This is a genomic window from Kiloniella antarctica, from assembly GCF_042682825.1.
In the GTDB taxonomy this organism is placed as follows: Bacteria; Pseudomonadota; Alphaproteobacteria; order Kiloniellales; family Kiloniellaceae; genus Kiloniella; species Kiloniella antarctica.
The window spans coordinates 418,111-444,799 of sequence record NZ_JBHUII010000011.1 but is presented as its reverse complement, the minus strand read 5'-3'; the positions used below and the strand labels follow the sequence as shown (position 1 = coordinate 444,799).

General features: G+C 43.6%; 22 protein-coding genes and 1 tRNA gene. 8 read left to right on the top strand and 15 right to left on the bottom strand.

From position 1 onward, the window contains the following. Positions 1-40: 40 nt before the first annotated feature. From ACFSKO_RS18105 to ACFSKO_RS18095, 3 genes are all read right to left on the bottom strand, one after another. A complete protein-coding gene (locus ACFSKO_RS18105) occupies positions 41-994 on the bottom strand; it encodes a septal ring lytic transglycosylase RlpA family protein (RefSeq protein WP_380254247.1) in 954 nt (317 codons plus the stop codon). A gap of 144 nt (positions 995-1,138) precedes the next feature. Beyond that, complete coding sequence (locus ACFSKO_RS18100; protein ID WP_380254245.1) at positions 1,139-2,380, bottom strand: lytic murein transglycosylase; 1,242 nt, start codon at positions 2,378-2,380, stop codon at positions 1,139-1,141. Between the two features lie 102 nt (positions 2,381-2,482). Further along, positions 2,483-2,956, bottom strand: a complete 474-nt coding sequence (locus ACFSKO_RS18095; RefSeq protein ID WP_380254243.1) for a hypothetical protein — start codon at positions 2,954-2,956, stop codon at positions 2,483-2,485. 139 nt (positions 2,957-3,095) lie between these two features. Here ACFSKO_RS18095 and ACFSKO_RS18090 point away from each other — a divergent pair, with 139 nt between their 5' ends. The 3 genes from ACFSKO_RS18090 to ACFSKO_RS18080 all read left to right on the top strand — a co-directional run bounded on the left by ACFSKO_RS18090 (position 3,096) and on the right by ACFSKO_RS18080 (position 4,128). Beyond that, a complete protein-coding gene (locus tag ACFSKO_RS18090) occupies positions 3,096-3,434 on the top strand; it encodes a hypothetical protein (protein WP_380254241.1) in 339 nt (112 codons plus the stop codon). A gap of 69 nt (positions 3,435-3,503) precedes the next feature. Further along, entirely contained in the window at positions 3,504-3,863 is a 360-nt protein-coding gene (locus tag ACFSKO_RS18085) for a FliM/FliN family flagellar motor switch protein (protein ID WP_380254239.1), read from the top strand. 175 nt (positions 3,864-4,038) lie between these two features. Then, positions 4,039-4,128: transfer RNA gene (locus ACFSKO_RS18080), tRNA-Ser, on the top strand. Positions 4,129-4,215: 87 nt separating this feature from the next. Here the strand turns inward: ACFSKO_RS18080 and ACFSKO_RS18075 are convergent. From ACFSKO_RS18075 to ACFSKO_RS18060, 4 genes are all read right to left on the bottom strand, one after another. Then, positions 4,216-6,183 (bottom strand): nitric oxide reductase activation protein NorD, encoded by a 1,968-nt coding sequence (locus ACFSKO_RS18075; RefSeq protein ID WP_380254237.1) that lies wholly within the window; start codon positions 6,181-6,183, stop codon positions 4,216-4,218. Positions 6,184-6,245: 62 nt separating this feature from the next. Continuing rightward, positions 6,246-7,028, bottom strand: coding sequence for a CbbQ/NirQ/NorQ/GpvN family protein (locus ACFSKO_RS18070; protein ID WP_380254235.1), 783 nt, complete (start codon positions 7,026-7,028; stop codon positions 6,246-6,248). 113 nt (positions 7,029-7,141) lie between these two features. Beyond that, positions 7,142-8,488: a cbb3-type cytochrome c oxidase subunit I gene (locus ACFSKO_RS18065; RefSeq protein ID WP_380254233.1), complete on the bottom strand. Its 1,347-nt coding sequence runs from the start codon at positions 8,486-8,488 to the stop codon at positions 7,142-7,144. 18 nt (positions 8,489-8,506) lie between these two features. Continuing rightward, positions 8,507-8,962 carry a c-type cytochrome gene (locus ACFSKO_RS18060; RefSeq protein ID WP_380254231.1) on the bottom strand — a complete coding sequence of 152 codons (456 nt, stop codon included), beginning with the start codon at positions 8,960-8,962 and terminating at the stop codon, positions 8,507-8,509. 363 nt (positions 8,963-9,325) lie between these two features. Between ACFSKO_RS18060 and nirK the strand changes: the two genes are divergently transcribed. Together nirK and ACFSKO_RS18050 are read left to right on the top strand one after the other, a co-directional pair. Continuing rightward, on the top strand, positions 9,326-10,630 hold the full coding sequence (gene nirK, locus ACFSKO_RS18055; RefSeq protein ID WP_380254229.1) for a copper-containing nitrite reductase: 1,305 nt from the start codon (positions 9,326-9,328) through the stop codon (positions 10,628-10,630). A gap of 66 nt (positions 10,631-10,696) precedes the next feature. Next, the gene (locus ACFSKO_RS18050) at positions 10,697-11,488 is read left to right on the top strand and encodes a formylglycine-generating enzyme family protein (RefSeq protein ID WP_380254227.1); all 792 of its coding nucleotides are present in this window, start codon (positions 10,697-10,699) and stop codon (positions 11,486-11,488) included. A 27-nt stretch (positions 11,489-11,515) separates the two neighbouring features. Here ACFSKO_RS18050 and ACFSKO_RS18045 read toward each other — a convergent pair whose 3' ends face one another. From ACFSKO_RS18045 to ACFSKO_RS18030, 4 genes are all read right to left on the bottom strand, one after another. Continuing rightward, positions 11,516-12,028, bottom strand: a complete 513-nt coding sequence (locus ACFSKO_RS18045; protein WP_380254225.1) for a hypothetical protein — start codon at positions 12,026-12,028, stop codon at positions 11,516-11,518. 79 nt (positions 12,029-12,107) lie between these two features. Continuing rightward, positions 12,108-12,839 (bottom strand): Crp/Fnr family transcriptional regulator, encoded by a 732-nt coding sequence (locus ACFSKO_RS18040; RefSeq protein ID WP_380254223.1) that lies wholly within the window; start codon positions 12,837-12,839, stop codon positions 12,108-12,110. Positions 12,840-12,860: 21 nt separating this feature from the next. Beyond that, complete coding sequence (locus ACFSKO_RS18035; protein WP_380254221.1) at positions 12,861-13,616, bottom strand: Crp/Fnr family transcriptional regulator; 756 nt, start codon at positions 13,614-13,616, stop codon at positions 12,861-12,863. A 152-nt stretch (positions 13,617-13,768) separates the two neighbouring features. Next, a complete protein-coding gene (locus ACFSKO_RS18030) occupies positions 13,769-15,082 on the bottom strand; it encodes an NAD(P)/FAD-dependent oxidoreductase (protein WP_380254219.1) in 1,314 nt (437 codons plus the stop codon). Between the two features lie 363 nt (positions 15,083-15,445). Here ACFSKO_RS18030 and ACFSKO_RS18025 point away from each other — a divergent pair, with 363 nt between their 5' ends. Next, complete coding sequence (locus tag ACFSKO_RS18025) at positions 15,446-16,321, top strand: LysR family transcriptional regulator (protein WP_380254217.1); 876 nt, start codon at positions 15,446-15,448, stop codon at positions 16,319-16,321. Positions 16,322-16,452: 131 nt separating this feature from the next. Here the strand turns inward: ACFSKO_RS18025 and ACFSKO_RS18020 are convergent, their stop codons facing one another. The 3 genes from ACFSKO_RS18020 to ACFSKO_RS18010 form a co-directional block, all read right to left on the bottom strand. Further along, the gene (locus ACFSKO_RS18020; protein WP_380254215.1) at positions 16,453-16,626 is read right to left on the bottom strand and encodes a hypothetical protein; all 174 of its coding nucleotides are present in this window, start codon (positions 16,624-16,626) and stop codon (positions 16,453-16,455) included. 368 nt (positions 16,627-16,994) lie between these two features. Further along, positions 16,995-17,648 (bottom strand): EndoU domain-containing protein, encoded by a 654-nt coding sequence (locus ACFSKO_RS18015; protein ID WP_380254460.1) that lies wholly within the window; start codon positions 17,646-17,648, stop codon positions 16,995-16,997. A gap of 89 nt (positions 17,649-17,737) precedes the next feature. Next, the gene (locus ACFSKO_RS18010; RefSeq protein ID WP_380254213.1) at positions 17,738-24,442 is read right to left on the bottom strand and encodes a VWA domain-containing protein; all 6,705 of its coding nucleotides are present in this window, start codon (positions 24,440-24,442) and stop codon (positions 17,738-17,740) included. 552 nt (positions 24,443-24,994) lie between these two features. On the opposite strand from ACFSKO_RS18010, the gene ACFSKO_RS18005 reads away from it, so the two are divergent. Together ACFSKO_RS18005 and ACFSKO_RS18000 are read left to right on the top strand one after the other, a co-directional pair. After that, on the top strand, positions 24,995-25,240 hold the full coding sequence (locus ACFSKO_RS18005) for a hypothetical protein (protein WP_380254211.1): 246 nt from the start codon (positions 24,995-24,997) through the stop codon (positions 25,238-25,240). Between the two features lie 624 nt (positions 25,241-25,864). Beyond that, positions 25,865-26,341, top strand: a complete 477-nt coding sequence (locus ACFSKO_RS18000) for a helix-turn-helix domain-containing protein (protein WP_380254209.1) — start codon at positions 25,865-25,867, stop codon at positions 26,339-26,341. Positions 26,342-26,521: 180 nt separating this feature from the next. Here the strand turns inward: ACFSKO_RS18000 and ACFSKO_RS17995 are convergent, their stop codons facing one another. Continuing rightward, the gene (locus tag ACFSKO_RS17995; RefSeq protein ID WP_380254207.1) at positions 26,522-26,647 is read right to left on the bottom strand and encodes a hypothetical protein; all 126 of its coding nucleotides are present in this window, start codon (positions 26,645-26,647) and stop codon (positions 26,522-26,524) included. Positions 26,648-26,689: the final 42 nt, after the last annotated feature.

The window sequence follows — 26,689 nt, the reverse complement described above, 5'->3', positions numbered from 1 at the left end:
TAGAAAAAATGCGCCCGTAATAAGGCCTCATTAATCAAAATCAGTCCACGATAACGCGTGCTTCATTGTACCCATTGTCGTGAAGTATCTGCAAAAGCTTATCAGCCTCCTCAACATTAGAGAGTGGGCCAAGACGTACGCGGTAGAAAGTCCGTGAGCCCACAGGTGCATTAGCAACCTGCGCGGTTCCTAATGACGCCAAGCGCGCTCTAAGCCGATCCGCGTTATGAATTTGGAGAAAAGACCCTGCTTGAACATATATTCCACTTGGTGCTAACGGTGTCTGTGTGACGACACCGTCGGTAAAATTTGCAACGGGTTCCGCGCGAACTGAGGTATGACTTGCAGACTGGACTGGTTCAACAGAAGTACCTTGAGAAGCCCCCAATGGTTCCGCAGTAACTTCATCGGTTGGCGCTGCCAAAGTCGTGTTCTGACTAGAGGCTACTTGTGGTATGTATTCTTCACCTTGCGCTTGCGCAGCTAACTGACGGCTTTCGTCTTCGAGGATTTCGACTTTTACCTTAGCCGTTCCTTGGACTTCAAAGCCCAATAATTGGGCCGAGCGACGTGAAACATCAATTATTCTATTATTAGAAAAAGGTCCGCGATCATTAACACGTAGTTTAATTGAACGCCCATTTCCCAAATTAGTCACTCTGACAAGAGAGGGCATTGGCAATGTGCGATGTGCCGCAGTTAAAGCATATTGGTCGTAGATCTCACCATTGGCGGTTGTCTTACCGTCAAAACCAGGCCCATACCAAGAAGCAATACCGGTCTCGCTGTATCCGTAATCAACCGCTGGGTAATACCAGATTTTTTTAACCTGATAGGGAGATCCAACTTTAAAACGTCCCTTGGATTTGGTTTCGTTAGTACTAACAATTTGCTTCGTAGCATGGGAAGCAAGTTCGATTTCAGCACAACCGCTCAAGCCGATTGTAAGAGCGCAAATACATGCCGCCATACCATATGATTTTCTTAAGCGCATCGTGCCCCCCAATAATTTTTTAAGATTGTAAGCTCCTAAAGAAGATCGATCAATCAATTCTACAAATGTTGTATCACCCTAAAGCAAATTTTTATACCTCTTTAGGATCACAAGACGCAGTGTTAATTTTAAGATGTAACAGTTTTAAGATTTTCTCAATTTCAAGAGAAGTTCCTCATTAGGATAACCGTCGCCGGGTAAACCAGCCTTAATTTGAAATTCCCGAATACCCTCACGAGTTTTCTTACCTACAATTCCATCTGCTTTTCCGACATCATATCCTTGCTGAGCAAGAAGACTTTGGATTTCTTCTACCTCAGTACGACGCAACGGACGCTCGCCTTCTAAACGCTTGGTTTGCAAAGGTGCTTTTCCTGCAATGCGATCAGAAAGATGTCCAACGGCTAAAGCATAATTAATGGAACGGTTCCAATTCAAAATTTTTCTAAAATTATTATAAACCAGGAAAGCAGGCCCTTTATGGCCAGAGGGAAGAATTAATGAAGCTTCAAGATCAACGCTTGGAAGTCTGTTACCGGATATTTTCAACACACCAAGTCTGTGCCACTCTTCAATCGTCTTTTTTGTATTTAATCCAGCGAGTTCCCAATCAAAGCCTTTTGGCAAAGCGACTTCACGTCCCCATGTATGTTCGTCATCCCAGCCAATTTGGCTTAAATAGTTGGCAGCAGAACCAAACACATCAGGCAACGTGTTCCAAATATCCTGACGTCCATCTCCATCTTCATCCACCGCATAAAGATTGTATGTCGAAGGAATAAATTGAAGATGTCCCATAGCTCCGGCCCATGACCCTTGCATATTTTCAGCCGTAATGTGTCCTGCTTGAATTATACGTAAAGCTTCCAGCAATTGGGTTCTAAAAAAATCGCTACGACGTGTATCATAGGCAAGTGTTGTGTCGGCAGCTATCACAGAAAAACCGCCTGTATGTTGTCCAAAGTTGCTTTCCAAACCCCAAAAAGCGAGTAAGAACCGACTCTGAACACCATATTTTTTGCTAATTTCTCTTAATAAAGACGCATGCGTAACCTGAAGCTCTTGAGCTTTTTTTATCCTTTGGGCGCTAATCGCTCGATCAAGGTATGTCCAGAATGTATGGGTGAATTCGGGTTGACGGCGATCATACTCTATAATCTTCGGTATCGGCTTTATATCTTTAAAACTGACTTCCAAAGTTTGATCAGAAATCCCTTTACTCTTAGCTTCAATTTTAAACTCATGAAGCCATTGCTCGAATGGGATTGAACCTTCAACACTTAAAGAAGTTGGTTCTTCGGCAAATCCGCTCGTAGACAAAACAGCTGAAACGACTAAAACGTATGACAGACTGTACTTAGTAGCACTGCGCAAAAAAGGAAACAAAGCGAGCTCCGAATCGCAAAAAAGGATAAGAATGGTTAATTCATAGAACTTTAGCCGATAAAGTCATAGAAACACCACCACGATTACAGAGATAAATTTTTATTAATTACTCGCTAAATTAAACTGGGTGTGAAAAACATCACAGTTTGATGTCCCCTGCCCTTTAAACAGATAGATTTTATCTTTATTTCCAAGACCTTTAGGGTCGTGCAGCATATTACTTTTATAAAGAGCTGCGCCGTACTTTCTTCCACCGACGACAGCAATATAGTGCATTTCTTTTTTTTGAAGGAAACTACCGCGCTGACAAGCCAAACTTAACTCGGGATCTTTCGTAAATAACGTCTTTATCGTGTCTGCCGTTTTGTATATGAGCCGACTACCAAGATAAGGCTCTTTTTTCATGCCCTTACTGGAGCGAACACCTGCCGTCAAAGGAATGGTACTCGAAGATTTTTTTGGTGTAAGATACCTTTTTTCAGCAGCTTCAATATTACCTGTAGGAATAAGTAGTAAACAGGCCCCCATAATAATGAGAATTTTACCGGACAGAAAAAACATATTTGAATTACTCATTATCATTATCAAGGCATTAAATTGAATGCGTATTATATGAGAAAAAGAAAAACGTTAGGTTAATATCTTGTTTCCCTTTTTATGGGATCTTAAGAGTTGTAAATCATATACATTATATCTATTGGGATTACGCTTGATCATGATCAAGAATTTATTAGACAAACTATTTGGTAAGAAAGAAATACGCCGCGAAGGTCGTGAATTTGGTATTACGGGCGAAATCATTATTGATGAAACGCCCTATAAATTAAGCAACTGGAGCTCTAGTGGCTTTGCTATTACAAACTACGAAGGCCTCCTTATTCGCGGTGATCATATTGACGTTAAATTTAAACTCATCTTGGATGGGGGCGCATTGGAATTTAGTTGCAAATCCATAATTGTACGCGTTGATGAGGTCAAAAAAATATTGGCAGGTGTTTTTGTTGAAATGGATACAGACACCCGTGTGACCATTGCGAATTATTTTGATAGCTAAGCAACCAAAGCAGGCGTATTCTTATTTTCTTATAAGATATTTATTACAAAGCTAAGGAAAGTAACGTCCATGTCCGACGACGATGCCATGAACAACGACGACGTTGACGATATATTCGACCAAGCACCAGATGCGCCAGTCGACGAATCCCCCAAAACGCCCCCTAAACAAAATGACTCTGGTGATCGTATCGTCCCGGCTGTTCACGGTGTCGGCCTTGAAGTATCTGCAATATTAGGGACGGCACAAATGCCCGTTAGCCAATTACTCAAAATGGGTCGTGGCGCAGTTGTAGAACTCGACAAGTATATTGGCGATACCATAGACATCAGTATCAATGACCAGATGATTGCTCGCGGTGAGGTCATGATTAAGGAAGATCGTTTGTGCGTTGAAATAATAGAGATGATCAAACGCACTGGAGATTAACACTTAATTTCAAGGCCCATTTTTCGTATTTTTCACCAATAAAATAAAAAATCTCATTTTTTCCAATCTAAGCATTTGACAGTACGTTCAAATGGGGATATTTCAGAGCCCGTCGGAACGATAAACCCTACATAAGGTTATCAAAAACCTCGTTAGTTTCTCGTTTACGATTTGTGGAAGGATGGCAGAGCGGTTGAATGCACTGGTCTTGAAAACCAGCAAGGGTGCAAGCCCTTCCAGGGTTCGAATCCCTGTCCTTCCGCCATTACCTCAAAGATAAAGCGCCTTATAGGCGCTTTTCTTTTTTTGAGGCTTAATATTTCACTATTGAAACACTTAAGTTCAAATCTTCTCAATCGGAAAATCGAACCAATTGTCTGTATATTTTTGGTAATGATTGTGAAAGCCGAGATACATTACCGACGATGTGATAAGCCCCACGACCAAAAATAGTCGGGAAATACTCCTTGGCTTCTTGATCAATCGTTACACCAAAAACGGTTATCCCTTTGCGTCGACATTCCTGAACGGCTTTTCTGGCATCCTCTATACCATAGCGACCTTCATAATGATCAACGTCGTTGGGTTTTCCATCCGTCAGAATAAGAAGTAATTTTTGTTTATTCGGGCGTAGTTCCAGATCCTCTGCCATGACACGAATTGCCGCCCCTATCCGAGTATAATACCCCGGTTTCAACGCTTGGATTCTCCTCATCACTTGATCGTTCAGAGGCTCGTTAAACCCCTTTACCCGGTCAATACGGATATAATTGCGTTTACGTGAGGTAAAGGTATGTATCGACAAATCATCACCCGCGGCATCCAACCCATTGGCCAAAATTGCCAGGGATTCTTTTTCAACATCAATCACCCGCCGATCATCCAGCCAGCTATCCGTAGACAAGGAAACATCCATAAGAATGGACACGGCAATATCTCTATCTACTTTTTGAGTGTTGAGGTAAATACGATCGGATCCCAGACCATTGGCCTTAAAGTCTCCTTGCGCCCGAACAAGGGCCTCAATATCCAACTCGGTTCCATCAGGCTGGGCTTTGAGTTGCTTGCGGTCATTTTTAAAGGACTCGAACTGGCGTCGAACCAATCTGATCTGACGGGCGGTTTTATCATCAATTATCCACCCCTCACCTTCTTCTGAGGCTTCGCGCATGGTTATTGCACAATAATCTGGTAAATAGACTTGTTTGCGATAGTGCCATTCGTGAACTTTACGCTTTGACTCGATAAGTCTTTGATCCAACTCATTCGCAGGTAAATCGAGATCAATTTTAATCTTGGTCGCGACTTTTTCCTCGTGATCACTTAATGTTATTCTGTCAATGTCATCGGCTGTTTCCAGGGCATCATCTTCTTCATCTTCTTTGATATTACGGTTCAGGTTTATAATATCCGAAACGGCCATGAGCTTGTCATAAACACTGACAAAAAATCCATCGTCTTTTTTTGTTTGGTCAAGACTTTGACGCTCAGCCCTTCTTTTTTTGCGATCGTTCGATTTTTTAGAGTTACCACCTCGGGTTTCAGAGTCCGATTGATCAGAACTGAAAGAGCTTTCTATTACCTCTCCCCACAAAGGAACAGGCAAGAAAGGTTGATAATTTTTGTGTGCTTTTTCCAAGTTCTTAGATGCCTGAGCCACTGATAAGTCTGAAACAGAAGAAACTACAATCTCCAAAAATTGCATTCCAAGAGGCGACAACTCTGTTTCAGAACCCAATAATCGCAAAACGACCTCTTCAACTGCGATTTCCTGTTTAGGGAGATAATCACGTTTGGGGCGCAAGATTCGTAAATGAGATGCAAGTTCCTCTTGGATAGATTGCAGCCCAGGCAATCGTTCTAAAACACCTATGGATTTTTGGTATGATCGCCGAAGAAATACAAGATCATTACACAGAGGATCTTTGGGATGGATTAAGGGCTCTATCAGGCTTTGCGTAAAAAACGCCGCCAACCAAAAGTACAAATCCTTGTTATGGTCTTTATTGGGATAGATGGCGATCACGTCCGGCAACATTAGAGTACGGCCATCAAGCGTTGAGCGCTGAAGTTTTTCAATATCAATACCAAGCTTTTGACGAAAGGAGAGCCTGTGTCCAGATTTCTCCTGACCAGTCGCCGCAATTTCAACTGCATTTTCCCCACCAAGAGCACGGAAAAAAACACTCAATGGGGCTTTGACATCTTCCAGCGAAATACTTTGCTCATCGTAAGAGCGATAACTTTCGGCACCTGATATAATCTTGTGCCATTTTCGTCCGACGAACTCTTCAACTTCAATGAGTTCCATAATACTCATAGTGAGTTCTCCTGAGCTTTATCTCTAACCTATAAACAAGAGTCCGGTATAAACTAACAAACCTAGCCGAAACTCACCCGAACGACTTCTTCCAGTCCTTGTTTGACATCATACTCGTCAGTTAAAGGTTCGATCATTGCATGGCGAATGGCTTCATCAAAACCCAAGCCAGATTTAATAAGGGTTGCACAATAAACCAGGAGACGAGTTGAAACCCCCTCTTCCAAATCTTGGCCTTTCATCTCCCGCAGCTTATGTGCCAGACGAACAAGGCCCATCGTACGGTCGAGATCAAGGCCCGTTTCTGTAGAGACAATCCGAGCTTCGGTTTGCGCGTCGGGGAAATCAAACTCAGCCGCGATAAATCGTTGCCGCGTACTCGGCTTCAAACTTTTCATCATGTTTTGGTATCCAGGATTATAAGAAACCACCAGCATAAAATCATCAGGAGCTTCTAGTAACTCTCCAGTCCTCTCAAGAGGTAGCAATCTGCGGTCATCTGTTAAGGGATGCAATACCACAGTGACGTCTTTTCTCGCTTCGACCACCTCATCCAAATAACAAATTCCGCCTTCACGCACCGCCTTTGTCAAAGGACCATCAGTCCAGACAGTATCGCCCCCCTTCAAAAGAAAACGCCCTGTCAAATCAGATGCAGACAGATCGTCATGGCAGGAAACAGTATGTAAAGGAACGCCGATCTTGTGCGCCATATGACTGACAAAACGTGTTTTTCCGCACCCGGTTGGCCCCTTTAGCAAAAGAGGAAGTTTGTTTTTAAATGCCTGATCAAAAAGAAGACACTCATTCGCCGTTGGTTCATAATAAGGTTGTGATTGAGCCATAACAAACACCATTTGGTAAAAATGAAAAAACGAAATTTACAAATTCAATAGAAATTAATTTTGCGAGCAAAAGGCGTCGGGACTTCTAAATTAAAAGCCCCGACACATATCACCTATTCGGCAGGTTTAGTTTGCGCAGCTTTCACACGTTGTGTTTCACGACCTGGCACCAGGAGTGAATAAACAATGATGAAAGCACCAATAACAACAACAAGCCCGGCACCCAAACGAAGTTGGTAGAAGAACATCATCTGATCTTGCACATCCATATAGGACTCGCCCAAGAACCTTTGAACGTGAGACTGGATCACCCCAGCAAACGTAAGAACAAAAGTCATGAAAGCAACACCGGATGATGTTATCCAGAAACCCCACATGTTAAGCATTTGGTTGTAAGGCTCACGACCGAGCAATTTAGGCATTGCATAGGTGATGATCGCGAGATTGACCATTACATAAGCGCCATAGAATGCGAGGTGTCCGTGAGCCGCAGTTACCTGAGTGCCATGCGTGTAGTAGTTGACGTTTGCAAGGGTATGCAAAAATCCCCAAACACCTGCACCAAAGAAGGCAAAAACAGAACAACCAAGCGCCCAAAGGATCGCTGCGTTATTTGGATGTTTCCGGCCACCTTTCCACACCATGTAGAAGGTAAAGAGAACCATCGCAAAGAAAGGCGCAACTTCAAGCGTAGAGAAGACGGAACCAATCCATTGCCAATAACCAGGTGTTCCGATCCAGTAGTAGTGGTGTCCCGTTCCCAATAATCCGGTGAACAGAGCCAAACTAACAATGAGGTAGAGCCATTTTTCAACGATTTCACGGTCAACACCGGTCATCTTGATCATCAAGAAAGCAAGGATGGAAGCCATAATCAGTTCCCAAACACCTTCAACCCAAAGATGGACAACAAACCACCAAAAAATCTTGTCTAAAACAAGGTTTACCGGATTGTAGAAAGCAAACAGGAAAAGTAACGCAACCATCCACAGACCAACGATAAGAATCATTGATACTGCAGTTTTTCTCCCCTTGAGTACGGTCATACTCAGGTTAAACAGGAACATCAGCATCACAACGACGATGGCCAGTTTAATCCAAAGCGGTTGTTCAAGGAACTCGCGTCCACCGTGAATCCCCATCATATAACCAACAATCGCGGCTGCCCCTCCAAAAAGGAACAACCAAAATTGTATTTTTGCGATAAGCGGGCTGTAGATCTCGGTTTCAGACTCTTCCGGGATCAAATAATAAGCTGCCCCCATAAATCCCATCAATAACCACACAATCAGACTATTGGTGTGGATCATACGGATTATGTTAAAGGGCAGAGTTTCTGCTAATAAATTTGGCCATACGTAAACGGCTCCTGCCAAGGCACCAAAAGTTACCTGTGAAAGAAACAAGACCAGTGCTCCTACAAAGTAATAGAGAGCAACTTTTTGAGATTGGTATTTCATTCGACGTCTCCTTCTGGCCTAGCCTTCATCGTTAGGTGGCCAATTTTGGGTATTAATCCCATTGGTCCACTTGAAGAATTCAACAAGACCGTTCAACTCCTCATCACTAAGATTAAACTGAGGCATCTGGCGACGATCTTCGATACCGGTTGGTTGAGCCTTCATCCACTCTTTGATGTACTCGCTGGCTCCTTCTGCGTCTTCTTCGCCACCCCGGCGCGCCCATACATTGCCAAGCTCAGGGGCAAAATAAGCTCCCTCGCCCAACAGACTATGACAATTAATGCACGAATGCCGTTCCCAAACTTCTTTACCCAACGCAACCTTTTCGTTCAGTTCGTGTGCATTTGACGTTTCAGAGTCAGTTGCATAGTTCACTGAGTTGATAACCAAACCAACAAAGATCACGGCAAAGAAGATAGTTCCTCCGTAGAAGATATTCCGGGCGGCGCTGATTGATAAGCGCTCATTCATAATGGATCTCCCCACTAGCTATACCGATGCAAGAGATCACAGCACAACGCCCGACGACCTCTCCATCAAAACCATAGATACATTCAATCCACATCTTTAAACTTGATGTAGGTCAAGTCGTAATAAATTACTTAAAAATTGAAATTCTTAAAGTTGAGAAAAATGAAACATGTGTTGCTTTTTATTTTATAGATTTCAGTTAATTCAACCCTCTGTGACAAAATGTACCAAATTTTATATTTTCTATATATATCAATGCATTAAATGATTTAAAATACATATCATCTGATAGGAATTCCCCACCTTACCCAAAGTCAAACCCCCTAATCTTCTTCAGGTTTAAGTTCTTAGTGTGAGTTGTAGATGGGACAACTTGCAAACGAGGATCACCCTTTAAGAGTGATTGCAGGAGATTTTAACAAGTATTCCAACTCGGATTGGAATCTTGATGAGGAGCAAAAGAAGACTATGGAAAATAATAACAATAAAACGATGGATCGCCGCAGCTTTTTACGAAATACAACATTAGCATCCACCAGCGTTGCAATCGGTGCCCTTACAATGGCTGGAACCGCAGAAGCAACGTCCCCTGAAAACCTGAGGAACATCATTCCGGGTCAAGTTGCGGATGCAACCACAAAAATAAAAACCTCTCTTACAGAAGAGGAAATTGCAAAACTACCTCGCGTAAAACAGAAAATGGTTCCTCCTCCTTTTGCCCCCGCACATGATCATATTGCTGAAGGTGGACCAAAAGTTGTTGAAGTGACACTTGTAATTGAAGAAATGCCTTGGACGATCAGTGATGAAGCAGAAACTATTGCTTTGACCTTTAACGGTAGTGTTCCTGGTCCATTGATCGTTGTTCATGAAGGTGATTATGTTGAGTTGACCATGGTTAACCCCGAAACAAACGCCATGGAACATAATATAGATTTCCATTCATCTACAGGCGCTCTTGGTGGGGGGGGATTAACCCACGTCCTACCTGGTGAAACGACTGTCTTAAGATGGAAAGCAACAAAACCTGGAGCTTTTGTTTATCACTGTGCTCCTGGGGGTTCAATGATCCCTTACCACGTCATCAAAGGTATGAACGGTGCCGTCGTTGTCCTTCCGCGTAATGGTATTACCGATGGTCGCGGTAAACCGCTGACCTACGATAAAATGTATTTTATCGGGGAACAGGATTTCTATGTACCAAAAGACAACGAAGGCAACTACAAAAAATATGAAGATGCCGGGGAAGACTTTGATGATGTGATGGAAGTCGCCCGCAAGCTTATACCAACGCACGAGGTCTTTAATGGAAAGGTCGGCGCGTTAACCGGTGAAGGCGCCCTTAAATCGAAAGTAGGTGAAAGCGTGCTCTTTGTTCATGCTCAAGCCAATAGAGACTGTCGCCCACACTTGATCGGTGGACACTGGAACTACTCCTGGGAATTTGGATCATTTGACGACATTCCAGGCCGAGGACACGAGACAGCTCTTGTTCGTGGGGGATCAGCTGGCACGTTCCTCTATACATTCGAACAACCCGGTGTTTATGCCTACGTAAATCACAATCTTATCGAAGCCACGGAACTTGGCGCAGTAGCTCACGTTATTGTCGAAGGTGAATGGAATGATGATTTGATGAAGCAAATTAAAAAGGGTGATTCTGCTTAATACGCCCCTCTTAAAAACTTGATATATGGTTTGGCTCTAATTTAGTTACGTTGACAAGGTGTTCAAATGATAAAATATAAGTCTTTATCATTCATAGCTTTAACCGGAATTATACTGGGTACTGGCGCTGTATTTGTATCACACAGTGCAGAGAAGACGGCACGCATTGATGCGGTCTTGTCAGAAACCCCAGAGTATCATCCCAAACTTGTCGCCATTGAATTAGAGCCAACCAATCAAGAAGATCAGGACACTACAAAGAAAATTTATGTGGCCTATTCGGAAGTAACCATTGGCCAGTGGCAAAAATGCTTTGACGATGGTGGCTGTGATTACACCCCCAAAATGCGCGCGAATGAGACAGAATTCCATCCCGTGACCAAGGTTAGCTATTTTGATGTGGCTCAGTATCTAGCTTGGGTTTCAGAAAAAACGGGGCAACAATTTAGATTACCGCTTGAATCTGAATGGAACTACTTTTCCCGTGATGTCATTAGTCCTCCCAAAAAACTGTTTGATGACCCCCGCATGGCTTGGGCCGCTGAATACGTAACCTTTCTGGAGCGACCAACCACGAGCAAAACCAAACCTGTTGGCGGACATGGTACCAACAAATACGGCTTAGTCGATTTAAAGGGAAATGTTTGGGAATGGACCCAAACCTGTTGGAGTACAGATTACAGCACGCTGGAAACATCTGAAGAACGCATTACTGCCTGTGGCGGCATACGTATAATGCAAGGCGAACACAGATCCTATCAATCCGAATTGATACGCGACGCCAAAATAGGTGGATGCTCTGTTGGTTCCCCGCCCAATAATCTAGGGTTTCGGATTGTTGTCGATGAAATCACTTAAACGTGAAAGCGCAGGGAAAGCAGTGTTTTAATTTTTATCCAACAATAAAATGACAAACCCCGTGTGCTCTTCTTCTACTTGCCCGGACCAATTACGCTCTCCCAGTAGAAACCGTAGTCTTTGAGGAAATGCTGATATTTTTACACGCAGTCTCTCTTCTTCCGATGATCGATCAATAAAGCGTATTACTTCAAGGAAGTTATCTGGAAATTCCAGATCCATAACATCCATATTGACCATTTCACCATCGAACTTAAAGGTTGCCTTTTTATTTAGAGCCTGGGATTTTTCTTCATTAGAGCAATTGCGCGAAATTAAAAATGACCATCCCTCTTTGATTGCTTCCCGTTCAACCTTACAGCCCATTTTTTTCAATCTAAGACGTAGAGGAATGGGATCAAAGTTTGATTTCAATCTGACTTCTGAATAGACATCATCACCAAATATAGCATCGATTACCGCATCAACCGGAACCATCCCTTTCGAGAGTAAATCCTCTACACTTAAATCACAACAACGATATACCGTTTTAGAAGACATGTTTTTAAGCCATTCCCCAGATAATTCCTGCACCTTTAAAAGCTTGCTGTTTAAGGAACACGCCATTTTGGCAAAGCCCTTAAGCGGACATCAATAACTTGTCCTGATCAAAGACGTACCCGAAATCAGCACAATAATTCCGCAGCTTGTCAGGGTTTTCGATGATCACTTCCTGTCCCTCACAAACAATCCCGGCCTCCTCAAGCCGGCGTAGAACACGGGAAAAGCTTGCCGGATCGATACCAATATTACTGGCAATAGTCTGCTTGCATCGCGGTAGATTGCCACGACCTTTCCACTCTTGGCTCTCATAAAGAGCAAGAAGCTTTGAGGCCACCCTTTGACAAGGAGAAAGACTTTTCAGAATTTTGATTTCGCTGACGAGAAATTGTTGTCTTTGGATAAGCGCACTTAAGAGATGTAACGAAGCCTCGGGATCACTGGATATTTTCTTTTCAAAGATAGGTTTTGAAATTTTGATAACCACCGAACCAGGCATGGCTGTCGCATTGATAGGAAAGACACCCAGCCCGAGCATGGCAGCCTCGGCAAAACTTTCTTCGGGCTCGACAATCCGCACCAGACTTTGCGCCCCGTCCGTGTTCAAAACAGTGAGATGAACTTCGCCTTGTAGTAAAACATAGAAACCATCCGCCGTGTCCCCCGTCATGAAGAGATTGGTTTGACCTCCATAAAACGTTGCTGAGGCATTCTCAAAAAGGTCTTTCAGGAGTGTTTTAGGTAATTGTGAAAAGATAACCACCCGTGACAGAGCCTGAAATTCATCATCCCCAATGGTAAAGCGTCTCATTATTACGCCCCTTATCTCTGTCTAAATTTGTGAGTACCCACAATAATCAACGAGCTTTTCAACATCATCTATATCAACCTTGTTTCCTGATGTGGTGTGCACGCCAACTTTACGTAATTTTGCAAAAGTCCGCGACAGGGTTTCCGGAGACATTCCCAGCTTATCGGCGACAACACGTTTATCATACGGCAGTGTTAACTGGCTTTGTCCCTCAACCTTGCCCGATAGCTCTATCAAAAACATACTGAGGCGTTCAGCCGTGGTACGCATCTTCAAATCAGCAATTTGGCTCATCAAAGAGTGCATGTTTAAAGATAGCCGCCCCATCATTTTAAAAACAAGTTCGGGATCGTCCAACAAGATCCTGCGCAGGACATCACCGGGAATAACCCGTAATTCGACATCATCTAAAGCCACACAGGTAAATTCGTAAAGCCCCGAGTTTGTCGCAGAAGCCTCACCAAAGGCACCACCGGGTCCAAGAACATCAATGGTTGATTCCTTCCCGCCATAGGAAGACGGCAACATTAACCGGATGAACCCATCTTCGATAACGTAAAAATTATCCGCTCTGGTACCAAATTCAACGATCGTTTCACCAGCTGGAAAGTGCTCTATCCGACTAAGCGGCAGAAGCTGCTCTTTTTTCTCAGCGGCCAACTCGAGAAAAGGAGACTGAAGGCTTTGCTCCTTTGAGACACGCTCTTGATAGCCCTTTAAATGCTTTGAAAGCCCATGATTAGAGGCCTGGTCATCATCTGTCCTGTAGCTCGGCATACCTATAGGCCTCCATAATAGGTCATAAAATGGGCATTTTAGATACAACTACTCGATATCCACGTCAGATCACATGACTTGGATCAATTCTGATGAAATAAAGGTAGTCACAAGCTGAGGCCGTTGCCTCACGATTTAAAGGCCCCCTAAAGCTATCGATCCAGACCAACACCGATAAAGCGGGTCTTAACTTTAAAGAAGGCTCCGATATCCAGAATTGGCCGTGGCGGGATCCAAGACGCTGGCGCAGAGGCCAGACAGTCATTGATTAACGCAGACTGTCCGCCATTTGCATAGTCAGCCAACGCAGCACCAAAGGCTGTGCCTCGGCTCACACCTGAGCCATTATATCCCCCGGCCAGAAAAACATTATCGCTTTGCTTGCCAAAGAAGTTTGTAAAGTTCTGACTGATACCTTCAACCCCGGACCAGGAAAATTCAAAAGGGACATGCGCCAGTTGTGGAAAGCGTTTATCAAAGGCTGCACGGTGGATCGCCTGCCGCCGGGCCAGCAGCGTATCTGACATCAAAGCCGCACCGTGATATTCAGCAGTATTACGCAAAGATATTCGCCCATCCAGCGTCAAACGAACGGTAGCTCCACCACTGTGCAGAGAAAGAACACCCCATTTTTTGAGACGCCCCAAGCTGTTTAGTTCTTCCTCAGTCAGTTTTCGTGTGAAACTGCCGGATAACGTGCTGCCGATAACATGACGCTTGATAAATCCAAGCTTGGGCGCTTCGTAGTTAGTGGCGATAAAAACCTTATCAGCCGTGATATCCCCCTTTTCCAGTTGAAGCTTTACCTGCGCACCCTCGATAATTTTAAGAACAGGGCTTTGCTCATAAAGCTTAACGTTTGAAGGCAGGCTATCTGCCAGTCCGTGAACCAAAGCTGCGGGTTGTAACAGCACCCCGTTTGGTACATGAACGCCGGATTTATAAAGTCCTGTCCCCAAAAGATCTGTTAACTCATCCCGATCATGCGCTTTGTGTTCTATGTCGAGGTGATCAAGATAATTGAGGAAGTGGTTATACTCTCGTAAGGACTTTGTATCTGCCGCCGTGTGGAAAAATCCATCCTCTTGCCATTGGCACGCAATAGAGTTGTCCTGTACCTGGGGCTTGAGGAGATCGAGGCCACTTTGATTTATCCGGTTAACCCGTTTGTAATTATCCGTCTGCTTATCATCGTAGGGGCCTGAAAACTGACTTGTAGAGACGGCATAGCCGGAATTGCGTCCAGAAGCGCCCTGCCCGACCACGCGCGCGTCGAGAAGAATGATCTCATCACCGGGGTGCCGTTCAGCCAGTCTGCGCGCGCAAGAAAGACCTGTCACACCAGCGCCAACCACGACCCAGGGCGCACGATGGCTCCCGTTTAAGGGTTTCGTTGGCACCCTAACTGGTAAAAGCTCAGCCCACCCGTGGTTGTCTGTGGGGAAATTTTGCGCACTTAAAGCCATGACGACATCCGAATTAACGTGGTTCAAAAAACTGTGTAATAAATCTGATATAAAAACCTAAGGTAAAGGCTGTCGCATAACCAGAAGATAGGGTCAATAAAAGATCCCCTAGAAAGGTGGATAAGGGGCCTTGTAATTTGCCTCCTCTTTATCAAAAGAAAATTGCTCTTCACTTAGTCCCATATCACGCCGCATGTGAAAACTTAGAGTGCACGGAACCTTATTATGGTTTATTTTCAACAATCTAAATAAGTATATTAACATTCAACTTCGCCTATATTATTTATTTCTCCTTATTTGACGTCAAATGTGATAAACAATAAATTATCTAATTTTGTAACCATCTATTCAAAAATGAATAATATGAAATGGAATGATTTAAGAGTTTTTTCAGTTGTCGCCAGTGCAGGCTCCCTGTCCGCAGCAGCACGGGAGTTGGGCATCAGCCAACCAACGGTTGGACGCCATATCGACAGCCTTGAAGCCACTTTAAACAAAAGGCTGTTCGATCGACAATCGCGGGGTTATGTCCTGAGTGATCAAGGTCTGGAATTACTGCCCAAAGTCGAAGCCATGGAACGCGCAGCTTTCGCCATAGAAGAAAGCTCGCAATCGGATTTATCCGGGGTGATCAAACTTGCCATCCCCGAAATTACCAGCCGATTTTTGGGTAAAAGACTGCTGCCCTTACAAAAACTCTATCCCGGACTGACAATCGAAATTGCCACGTCCAATCAATTTGTCAATCTGTCCCGACGCGAAGCAGATATCGCCCTGCGTACCGAATTGCCAAGCCAGGGCGACCTCCGGACCAAACGGGTCATGAGCACACAAGCAGCCGTTTATGCCAGCCATCAGTATTTAGCCGACAATCCCCAAGCCTTGAGCGACGCGCGATACAACGACTGTGACTGGATACTCCCGCTCAAAGAGGTCACTTCCAAGCAAGCCTCAAGCTGGTACGCCCAACATATCAGGGAAAAAAATATCCGTTACCGCTGCGGTTCCTTGCATGTCATGATGGATCTCGCCTTAAGTGGCGCAGGCTTGATCTTATGGACAACGGGTTATGCCAAAGATGTTCCGGGCCTTAAAAAGGTCTCTCCCGCTATCCCCTCACAGAACAGAGATTACTGGCTCGTCGCCCATAGCGAAGCCCTTAATCAGCCAAGAATAAGGGCAGTATGGGATTGGCTGGTCGAGCTTCTGGATAAAGAGCAACACAGGTTTAATTCCTAGCCGTCATCACCTTCAAGATCATCTCGCGACATCTATTTAAAAAATGTATTTTTCGACAGCTACCCAGTAAAGCATGGTAAACCTTTTTATCAACTTACCATCCCCAAACAACTACAATATATAAATAATACCTAAGGTATTTTACCTTTTTCGTGTAAATCGACAACATAACCAGCCCCTGCCCCGACGGCACCACCGATGACGGCTCCACAGGTTATGCACCCCCCTGTTAAAGCTGTGCCGACAACGCCAACACCCGTGCCAATCGCACCACCGCTTAGAACGCGCTGTTGCGTGTCAGACATTCCGCTACACCCACTAATCGCCAAAATCGATATAGTGATAGTAGGAACTAAAAGGTATTTAAATTTCATATCCAACCTGTAAGCATCAAAATTATAAAGACTTAACCAATATAGATACTTAATGATGCTAATAGTGTATCTTCTATGGGTCGAAATTATGTCATAGTTGGGCCACGATATTTTTGACTTTTAGAAGTTGTCATTCTAAAAAAATCTTCCCTAACAGGTAACCAGATTATCCCGCGCGCCCTGTACAATTGGATAAAAAGTAATAATCCCACGTGGACTTGCCACAAAGACTGCTGAATACTTAAAACAGTCTTCTTCGATCATGTAACGGCAAACAACTTTGTTATTCCTAGAGTTTCCTAGGGTTTGAGACGCCAGTATATAGGTAATTGTAACCTCAACAAAAAAAGCTCTTCGGCATCCAGACTGTGACTATACCCTTTCACACAAGAGCGCCTTTTGGATTTATTGGGTCGTTGATAAAAAATACCTATGGTATAAACAGGTTGAGATATCTGCATCCTGTGACAACTTAAATCGATACCGCCCCAGCCCTCTTCCTGCATTTGTAAATAACGCCCGCGATAATGTAGGCCAGCAACCTTGTTGGCTTTGGGCTCTCCACAGAAAATATGGCGAAAACCATTGGCATCAAACCATATTTTTGTGAAATCAATCTTAAGCCTCTCTCCATTATCCTTGTATAAAATACCCCGCATCACATTGAGTGATAAACCATCATTATTCATTCTGATCTGCAATAAGTTAAGCAGTTCATCCCCATGTTTACCACTTAACATTTTTAAAAACTCAACTTGAGATACTGCGCTTTCCCAATCTCCACACAACCTTAGAACTTCGTGCCCAATTTTCGTGATAATTGGCGCATGTGGTGTTGGATCATTGATCTTTTCGTTCTGAGTATCAAAAAAAGATTGGAATGATTGCGCACCTACAGACATGGGGAGCAAAAGAAACAACATTATCATTTGAACTGTGATAATTCGCATCATTAAAATCACGGTAATTTCCATTGTTAAAGTAAAAAAGAAACCCCACTCTCACGAGTAGGGTTTCAGTTCTCATCTTAGATTTTAAATGATTATAAGGCGACGGTGACCATCACCTCATCATCATCAAGGATGACCGTAAGGATGTCAGTTGCAACAACTCCTTCGAGAACCGCAACTTCTGTGTAGGTAACACCATCGTTGGACACTTCAAGCGATGTACCAGCCCCAGTATCGGTTGCCCGTACAAAGTCTGCAACCACGTCACCCGTTCCATCCGTAAAGGTGATGAGATCACTCACATCTAGGATATCACCTTCGGATTGGTTATAGTCCGTGACAGTATCAACATCTACGCCGACGTTCTGACCATAGAAGAGGAAAAGATCTGCACCATCTCCACCTGTAAGGGTATCTGAGCCAGCGCCACCGATGAGCGTGTCATTTCCATCGTTGCCGACAAGTGTATCATCCCCATCACCACCAACTAAAATTTCAACATCATCCGTACCTGTAATCGTGCTTCCATCTTGGTATTTGACAACTACATCAGCAACATCAGTCGTTAACGTGTCTGAAATACTGTAATCAAATGCACCATCATCTGGAGACACAAGATCTGTGCTTTCAATAGAGAGCTCTGCTTCATAGGGCCGGCTACGATCAGAGTTGTTAGAAATCCCATCCGTAGATTCAACTCTAATATAGTAATTTCCAGAACTTGGTGCTGTATAGGTCTCTCCGGGATTAAAATCGGAATCCAGAACAGATCCTCCAGGACTATAAAGAACAACCTTTAAATTAGAATGTCCTGTGAAACTTTCTAGAGAGAATGTCTCACCACTCAGTAAAGCAACTTGATAACTATCCCGGTCATAACGTGTGTTCGGATTATCCCGAGCATCTCTTATCCGTCCTCGGATATCAACCAGATGAACAACTTCATTAGCTGGGGTGCTGCCATCTCTCACCCAATTCGAACGACCAAGTTGAGTAGATCGGTTAGAACCGGAAGTATCCCGATCACTATTAGATTCGTTATAGTGAAGATGATCTGATCCGTAATAAGGGTTATGATATTCATAGCCATCAGACCCATAATTTCTTTCCGAAATTGTCTGGACCGTACTACCGGATCCAAATCCCAAGCTTGAAACATCCATGCTATCTGGAACGAAGGTCACGACACCGCCACTTTCGCTGACGGCCCCGTTTACAGGATTATCAACATCGGTGAGTGATGTACCACCATTGATGTCATCATTAAATAGCAATGCTGAGTCCGGAATATCGATATCACCAGAGGTAATGTTTGTTAGAATGATATCATTTACCGCATCAACTGGCTCTGGCAATGTTACACAGACTTTCAGATCTGCGGAAGAAGGATCGCCATCGCCATCGACCATGGTATAGACAAAGATTTCTTCATAATCGCCATTAACTGAACCGGGTGCTGTATAGGTGTAATCACCTGTCGCGGTATCAACCACCAGCTTACCACCTTCAGCAGTTGTGGCGATGGTTATGACGCCATCACCGCTGCCGTCACCTGCATCGGTGTAAACAACACCGTCGTGGAGAACTTCGGTAATTGCAACTGCTCCAAATCCATCCGCGCCGGGTTGGTCATTGGTCAGGAGGTTACCACTTGCTTCGGTACCACCGATTGTCCCATCCAGAGCATCTGCCAGATCGTTAAAATCTGGAACACTGACAAAGCTATAGAGGCTGGCCGGGATAGAAGGGTTACTTCCATCACCACCACCGGTGTTGAGGAAATAATCCTCTAGTCCGTCTTCAACGGAAGTACTCGTACCAATACCAACACCAGTGACCTGAATATTATTATCGACAATCGCAGTTGCAACGTCACTATCAATTTCATCGTCATTGCTTGTGCTGGTGTCATTAGGTCCACCATCACTGATGAAGTAGAGATGGTTTTCAGCAGACGGCATGCTCATTACAGGATTATCCAGATATTCGGAACTTCCGCTGAACATAGATGCCATACCAGCATCATAGTTGGTTGAGCCTGAACCATCATATGCCCCGTAGATTATCGAGAGTTGATCGTCCAGAGTTGTTGATGACAAAGTACCATCATTATTGAGGCGTTTGAAATCATCTAGGTTAAGTGTTCCACCTGCAAAACCATCAAAGACAAAGGTACCATAATCTTCTGCGTTCGTTCCGAAAGTTACCAAGGAGAAGGCCAGTGTTTCCAATGCAGTACTATCAGCCACCAGGTTGTCAATAAAGCTACGAACACCATCAATTTGAGTCTGGTAGTCTGATTGACCAATAGATCCGCTTTCATCAATCACAAAGGCGATATTCAGGGGCGGGGTTTCACCCGGTAGAGCAACCAGACATAGCTCGTCATTATTCGCCGTCGGTTCATCGTCTTTGATACAGATTGTTAAATCTGCAGAAGATTTGTCACCGTCGTTATCAAGAATAGAGTATGTAAACACATCATCGATGGAATCATCAGTTGGTGTTCCCGGTGCGCCATGTTGAACTGCTGGCAAGCTGGTGTAAGTATAATCACCAACAGCATTACCACCACTGTCTTCAAGGTAAATCTCTAGCGTTCCTTTGGTTGACGTAACGGTTAAGAGTTTGGATCCATCGTCATAGGTTGCAGATGGTGTACCCGTTGTTGGGCCAGACAGGTTACCCGTATCATCAACGCTAAAAGTCGTACCATCGACCTCAATATCGCTAATGCGATCCAGTCCATCGGCACCTAACTCGTCGTTGGTGACAACGTTACCACTAACGGTGTTACTCAATCCGATTGTTCCAACCAGCACATCAGCAAGATCTTCGAAAGTCGCCGCGTTTAAAACTTCGCCATCATTGGCAACAACGCCGCCATCAAAGAAGTCGACAAAATCGCTGGGTTGAACGCCACCACCGATACCAACAGCTGTAAACTCGATATCACCATCTAATAGATCAGCCTTACCGCCACTATCAAGTACAATAGATCCATTGCTTAGCGGTGAAGCGCCGTCATTCTGTTCACCGTCACTGAGGAAGAAGACTTGGTTATTGGCACCTGGAACATATTCAAAGTTACCGCCGCTGTCAGAGAATAACATCTCCATAGCTGCTTCATAGTCCGTCGCACCGGAATTAATGATACCACGGCTGGTGCCATCAAGTGCGGCTTCAGCAGAAGCCAAGTCAGTGAAGGTTCCAAGGTTCGCAGCGTCAGCACCAAAGGCCACAAGTGATACTGAAACACTTGCCCCAGATGCAAATAGCGTCTGGATAAAGGTTTTTACGCTGGCAATTTCTGTGGCGAGGTCGCTATTGCTGACTGACCCACTGAAATCCATCACGATGCCGATATTTTGCGGTTGGGTCTCAGTTTCAACCTCAGTTACACATTCTTCGTCATTATGGGCAAGCAGGCCATCATCTTTTACGATGACATCGACAGATCCCCAATCATAATCCCAGTCTCCGTCAACAAGTTTGACGTAGAACTTCATTGGAAGCGGATCATTGTGATCATTCGTATTCGGGTGTTCCAGTGCGATAAATTGCTCGTACTCGTAGGTCCCGTCAGGATTTACCGTAAAGGTGAAGGCGACGTCACCACCAGCCCACCCGGTGAGTACATTGCCAACTTGTGAAGTTGTAATTGACGTATCTGTTTCAGCGGTTGTGATGCCACTGGTGTCTACAGAAATTTTGATAGCGTCGTTATGAGGGGACCAGCCGTAGTCAGTTTGTGGTCCATCGGCCCCGAAATCAAAGATATCAAACGTGCCACCATCCTTTATCGATACATTGGTGTTCAGGTCAGTCTCATCAACCATCACCATTTCCTGACCACCTATATCAGGACCGTCATCAAGAACTTTAAGGAGGACGCTACCATAAGCCTTGTCGCCGTCACCATCTTTAATTCGAACCGAAAATTTCATTCCAATGGGTTCGTTATGGTCATAAGGGTTCCAGTGTTCTAAGGCCGCGTATTGTTCATAGCTGTAGGATCCATCCGGATTAACTGTGAACCTGAACACTTCCTCACCATCAGCTGTACCTATTAAGGTATCACCGGATTGGCTCGTACTGACAGCGTGGTTTCCATCGGATGTTCTGATGGTACCAAGAGAAAACATGCTGATACGAATGTCGTCAATGGCTGGGCCATCAGCGCCAAAGTCAAAGGTATCGAATACACCTGAATCAGAAATAACCGCGCTATTATCAAAATCGGTTTCATCGACACAGAGAAACTCATGCCCGCCGATTTTAGGACCATCATCATCAAAGTTGATTCTCAGTTTCCCGATATTGCTCTGGTCACCTTCATCATCAACAGCGAAGAACCTCAGCTTCATTGTATTGATGTCTTCGTCGTGGCTATAGGTTTTAGGATGCTTGAGCGACAGATACTGTTCGACATAGATATCGACGTCATTTTCGCCATTTGTAAGGTCAGCACCAATTGTTACCACAAAGGCCAACTCGCCATCTTCGCCGCCGACACGTCCGTAGATAACGGAAGGATCAGAGTCCGAGGAATAGAGATTGATATGTGAGCCATCAGTTGTTTTTACACCACTGTATGCGCCGTCATAGTCAATAAAGCGAATATCTTCTAGATCATCAGGTGGTGAGAAGCTGGGACTTGAAGGGGCATCAGTATCCAAAGGCCCATCAGAACCATCTGCTTCGTCATTAGATCCGTCGGTATAGAGGTTTAATCCATCTGCAATCGATGTGAAGCCTCGGCTGACGATTTCACCACCGAGTACAGTGTCCGCAGCCATCGCCGTTGCCAGGACAGCTTGTGCATCTGAAACTCCGGGAACATCATTGGCAGCACGCCATTCATCTGATGTCTGAACACCTTCGGTTTCATCAAGATATAGTTTTGCATAACGAACAATATCTGGGATATCTTCTTCAATATCAAAGACAAAACTACCCTCAGCAAAAGCCGTGTTGTTTTCTGTGGTTAGCTCATCCGTACCAATATCTGTTTCTTGTTCTTCAGCGATCGCCTTAACCGTAATAACAACAGGACCATTCGTATGGGTCGGGCCTTCTTTATACCGTCCAACATCTTCATCATCATTAGGTTGATATATAGAAGGACCATCTGTTAGTGCTGCCAAGACTGGGATTTCATTACCCTCACCGCCTTCACCTCCCTCAACACCGGTTGTCGTATAATCATTGGTATTAAAAGCAACAATGCCGCCAAACTCAGTAAAATCAGTAGTTTCTGAAGGATCAAGATCAGGATCATCTGCATCGGGAAGGTCTCCGGTATAGCGGAGAATGTACTGAACAAACTGTCCAGACCCCTCTTCAAGAAGGGTCTCTTCACCGCCTTCGCCACCAGGACTATCATCTGGCACTATAGGGCCAAAAATTTCCCAACCTTCCGGTAGCTTGGTACACTCTTCGTTAATGGTAAATCCAGCTGGCACACCAGAAAGTACGAGTGTCAGGGTTTCTGATCCGTCTTTGTCACAGAGTTCAGCGTTAATAGGGAGCTTGATTACGCTCTCTTCGCTAATCAGGCCATTTTTACCGTCATTGAGAAATACTTCATTGTCATTATTATCAGGTTGATCCGTAATTTGATCTTGTAAACGAATATCTGGGTAATCATTTTCTCCACCTTCGCCGCCTTCATGCTGCCCAAGGGTAAGCAAAGGCATATCAGCGACCGCGTCAATAATGGCTTCAGCAGTAAATGGAAGAACGGAAGCAAGGCCGGAATCCGGGTCAGAAATTGACGCCGATCCTGAAACAATAATATCTTCATCAGAGTCTGGAGGCGGTAAAATATACACATCCCCAAAGTCTTCTGGAGATAAAATGACAGGGAAAGTTCCTGTGTATTCATCAGCAAGATCTGACCCTCCGATAAAGAGACGGGCACCATCGGGCAATGCATCCATTGTCACGGAATCAAGAGTTTCATTGTCTTCTGGAACAAAGGTGAAAATCACTTGCATAGGGGCTGCGGCAAACTCTAGAACAGGTTCTTCGCCTCCTTCCCCTCCTTCGCCACCAACGAAAGGATCGTCATCTTTATATTGATCCCCCCATGGGAGATTTTGATTAGGAAGCCAGTCTTCAAAACCGCCTGCAAAGGTACCTGAAATACCACCTAGTTCATTACCTGAAATATCTGTTGTCGTCGTAATAAAACTAACGTTAAAAATTCCGTTAGCGGGATCAGTTACATCGTCAATACCTTCAAGCAAACCAAACTCTAATTCGGTTGGGTCAATTACACCTTGAGCATTTAACAGATCAATACTATTACCTAAATTATCATCATAGGTACTTCCTCCTCCTCCGGTTGGGCCTGCTCCAGCACCAGCCGCAGTTTCTAGGGGAAGCTCACCAGCTTGCGCGAGTACCAGGTTTATAAGCTGGCCTGCGGCAACTTCTGTACCATCAATAACAAGAACAGGTGCTTCACCCTCAGCAAAATCACCTGCAAGGTTTTCAAAAACAATACTACTTTCGGGTGTTCCATCTTGGTCTATATCAAAATTAAGAATTAAATTTTGTCCATCGACTGCCGCAACAGCTTGTGTAGCATCAAAATTTAACTGTAATCGTTGTCCCGCTTGCGTAGAGATCGATTGGGACGTTCCTTGAGCTGGCAAACTAACAGAAATATCAGTTGCTTCCTGACCAATTACTTCAACGCCTTCTACAGTCAGTGTTGTCGAAATTTCTGGGGGTGTTGAGGTCTCAAGAGTCTCATCACCAGGATTACGTGGGGTGTTGGAATCTGACATTTTAGCCTCCTCGGCTCCTAATACTGGCTCTGCCCCCTCAGGCAATTACAGTCAGGCCATAGTTAAGGAAAAATTATCGACCAATAATAGCAGTAATTAAAATTTTAGATATAATTTATATTCAAAAAACACCATATTTATGTATGATTCTTTGTTGTAATTAGTATTCACTTTAAAAATAAATGACTTACTTACAATAAAAATAAATTTAGCGCCGTCAAACACACATAAACATTTAAGAGATTATATTATTTACTATCTACAATACATATAACTACCAAGATTTTCTTCAATAATAATAATTAATTATATATTTAAAATTTTTTACTAACACATTGCTTGAAAAGAATTTATATAACTATATTGACGTTTTTTAACGCCATAAACGAAAGTCAACCAATATTAAGATTTTAGAATTAACTGATGTCCCTGTTTTATTTGACCCGCAGGGTATAAGCCAGCTAGTAAGAACATCAAGTTCACTGTTTTAATGCAAATGAGGAAATCGACAAAACGATCGATAATCTCATGTATTTTTTGAAAGCCTGAGGAATGAATAAGCCTGCAACAATCCCTGATATTCAAAAGCAATTGGAGATTATTAGTCAGGAGTTGATGACTCTTATTCAAAAATACGAACTTGATGCGGAAAATCCACTGGATGTAATTCCCGTCGCACGAAAAAAAATTACTGAAACAAAAGATTATACCCGATTTTTAGAGCTTTCTCTCGAGGGCCGATTACTCGGTGAAGCCGCTGAACATATCCATACCAATAACGAAACACTTCAAAGCTAAGTATTTTTAACAAGTCATAAATGGATCTTCAAAAATAAGGTTCGATAAAATTAAATTTTCACAGGAATACCCGTTAAGCTCTTTTCAGTTTCTTTATGTCCATAAACGACATTAGTCCTGATAATTAGCCCTAGAGCAAATAGTAATCCTTTTCCTTCTTATCAGCGGCCACTCATAAAAATCATTGAAAACAGCTCCTTGTTTCCTAAATGGTCTGGAGAAAAATGAGAATCGAGCTGTGATGACTTTTACACAAAAAAACTTGCAAGGCGAATATGAATATTTTCTTATTTCTCATCAGATTATTTGATTTATTAAACTTAAAGTGAGAATAACTATAAGATTTTCACTGAATAGAAGTACTTTTTCATAATATTAGGAATTTATTCAAATATATATCTGTTATCATTTAGTGATTTATTAAGGCAGTTGGAGCATAAGTATTATTTAAGGGCACGCTTTTGAATTTGCTCGCACAGCGAGTTCTAAAAATTGACCAACCTTTACTACTAAAGGCTGGCAACTTGTATCAAATAGCGTTTCTAGGCTTAAGAATTCCATAAGGATACTTGAGCTAATGTGCGCGGAATGGTCGTATAACCATCGCAACCATTAAGGTTTAGCATGAGAAATAAAAAAACACTTCCTAAGCGGATCACTGGTGTACCAAATGCAGTCGACGTCCATGTCGGACAACGGTTAAGGTTACGAAGAACTCTATTGGGTTTAAGTCAAGAGAAACTTGGAGAGGCTTTGGGCCTGACTTTTCAACAAGTTCAAAAATATGAACGCGGCACCAATCGTATTGGTGCCAGTCGCCTCTACGACCTTGCAAAAGTTTTAGACATCGATGTGGGATATTTCTTTAATGAAATGACTGAAGAGGTATCGCACCGATCTCCTGGGCAAATTAGAGGCATGGTCGAAGAAGGTGAAGAACTTCCCTTTCAGAAAGATCCCATGGCCCGCAGAGAAACTCTCGAACTCGTACGAGCTTACTATAAAATCGACGACGGAACAGTTCGGAGACGCCTACTGGAAATGGCAAAAACACTTGGAAAGGTATCTTTGGATACGCCTGATACGCCTGAAGTTGAATAGAACCCAACTGACAAAACGCGAAAAAGGATTGAAGAAGAAATTCTGCAATCCTTTTTTTGTGCTTAAGTTTCCAGCTTGTTATATGCGACACAGAAATCATGTATGAAAGAAAACAGTATTCATGCGTGAATAGAAACGTAACAGTATCAATACATAATATAGATACTGTAAATAATTTAATTACTGGGCCATCACTTGAAAAGCAGTAAGCCAGCCATAAGACAATACGAAAAGGAAAAACCCGAAACTTCCAAATGCAACTAAACTACTCAAAAGATAATCCAACATTGATGTTTCGTCTCTCATTTAAATCTCCTGTTCGATAAATCGCGTCATGCAGAACATTAC

Bases quoted from the DNA above. Each gene is read 5' to 3' on its own strand.
- ACFSKO_RS18075 (WP_380254237.1), bottom strand. From the start codon at position 6,183: ATGAGTATTATGGAACTCATTGAAGTTGAAGAGTTCGTCGGACGAAAA.
- ACFSKO_RS18095 (WP_380254243.1), bottom strand. From the start codon at position 2,956: ATGAGTAATTCAAATATGTTTTTTCTGTCCGGTAAAATTCTCATTATT.
- ACFSKO_RS18015 (WP_380254460.1), bottom strand. From the start codon at position 17,648: ATGATGCGAATTATCACAGTTCAAATGATAATGTTGTTTCTTTTGCTC.
- ACFSKO_RS18105 (WP_380254247.1), bottom strand. From the start codon at position 994: ATGCGCTTAAGAAAATCATATGGTATGGCGGCATGTATTTGCGCTCTT.
- ACFSKO_RS18070 (WP_380254235.1), bottom strand. From the start codon at position 7,028: ATGGCTCAATCACAACCTTATTATGAACCAACGGCGAATGAGTGTCTT.
- ACFSKO_RS18025 (WP_380254217.1), top strand. From the start codon at position 15,446: ATGAAATGGAATGATTTAAGAGTTTTTTCAGTTGTCGCCAGTGCAGGC.
- ACFSKO_RS18005 (WP_380254211.1), top strand. From the start codon at position 24,995: ATGAATAAGCCTGCAACAATCCCTGATATTCAAAAGCAATTGGAGATT.
- ACFSKO_RS18000 (WP_380254209.1), top strand. From the start codon at position 25,865: ATGAGAAATAAAAAAACACTTCCTAAGCGGATCACTGGTGTACCAAAT.
- nirK (WP_380254229.1), top strand. From the start codon at position 9,326: ATGGGACAACTTGCAAACGAGGATCACCCTTTAAGAGTGATTGCAGGA.
- ACFSKO_RS18030 (WP_380254219.1), bottom strand. From the start codon at position 15,082: ATGGCTTTAAGTGCGCAAAATTTCCCCACAGACAACCACGGGTGGGCT.
- ACFSKO_RS18045 (WP_380254225.1), bottom strand. From the start codon at position 12,028: ATGTCTTCTAAAACGGTATATCGTTGTTGTGATTTAAGTGTAGAGGAT.
- ACFSKO_RS18060 (WP_380254231.1), bottom strand. From the start codon at position 8,962: ATGAATGAGCGCTTATCAATCAGCGCCGCCCGGAATATCTTCTACGGA.
- ACFSKO_RS18065 (WP_380254233.1), bottom strand. From the start codon at position 8,488: ATGAAATACCAATCTCAAAAAGTTGCTCTCTATTACTTTGTAGGAGCA.
- ACFSKO_RS17995 (WP_380254207.1), bottom strand. From the start codon at position 26,647: ATGAGAGACGAAACATCAATGTTGGATTATCTTTTGAGTAGTTTAGTT.
- ACFSKO_RS18085 (WP_380254239.1), top strand. From the start codon at position 3,504: ATGTCCGACGACGATGCCATGAACAACGACGACGTTGACGATATATTC.
- ACFSKO_RS18010 (WP_380254213.1), bottom strand. From the start codon at position 24,442: ATGTCAGATTCCAACACCCCACGTAATCCTGGTGATGAGACTCTTGAG.
- ACFSKO_RS18020 (WP_380254215.1), bottom strand. From the start codon at position 16,626: ATGTCTGACACGCAACAGCGCGTTCTAAGCGGTGGTGCGATTGGCACG.
- ACFSKO_RS18090 (WP_380254241.1), top strand. From the start codon at position 3,096: ATGATCAAGAATTTATTAGACAAACTATTTGGTAAGAAAGAAATACGC.
- ACFSKO_RS18040 (WP_380254223.1), bottom strand. From the start codon at position 12,839: ATGAGACGCTTTACCATTGGGGATGATGAATTTCAGGCTCTGTCACGG.
- ACFSKO_RS18050 (WP_380254227.1), top strand. From the start codon at position 10,697: ATGATAAAATATAAGTCTTTATCATTCATAGCTTTAACCGGAATTATA.
- ACFSKO_RS18035 (WP_380254221.1), bottom strand. From the start codon at position 13,616: ATGCCGAGCTACAGGACAGATGATGACCAGGCCTCTAATCATGGGCTT.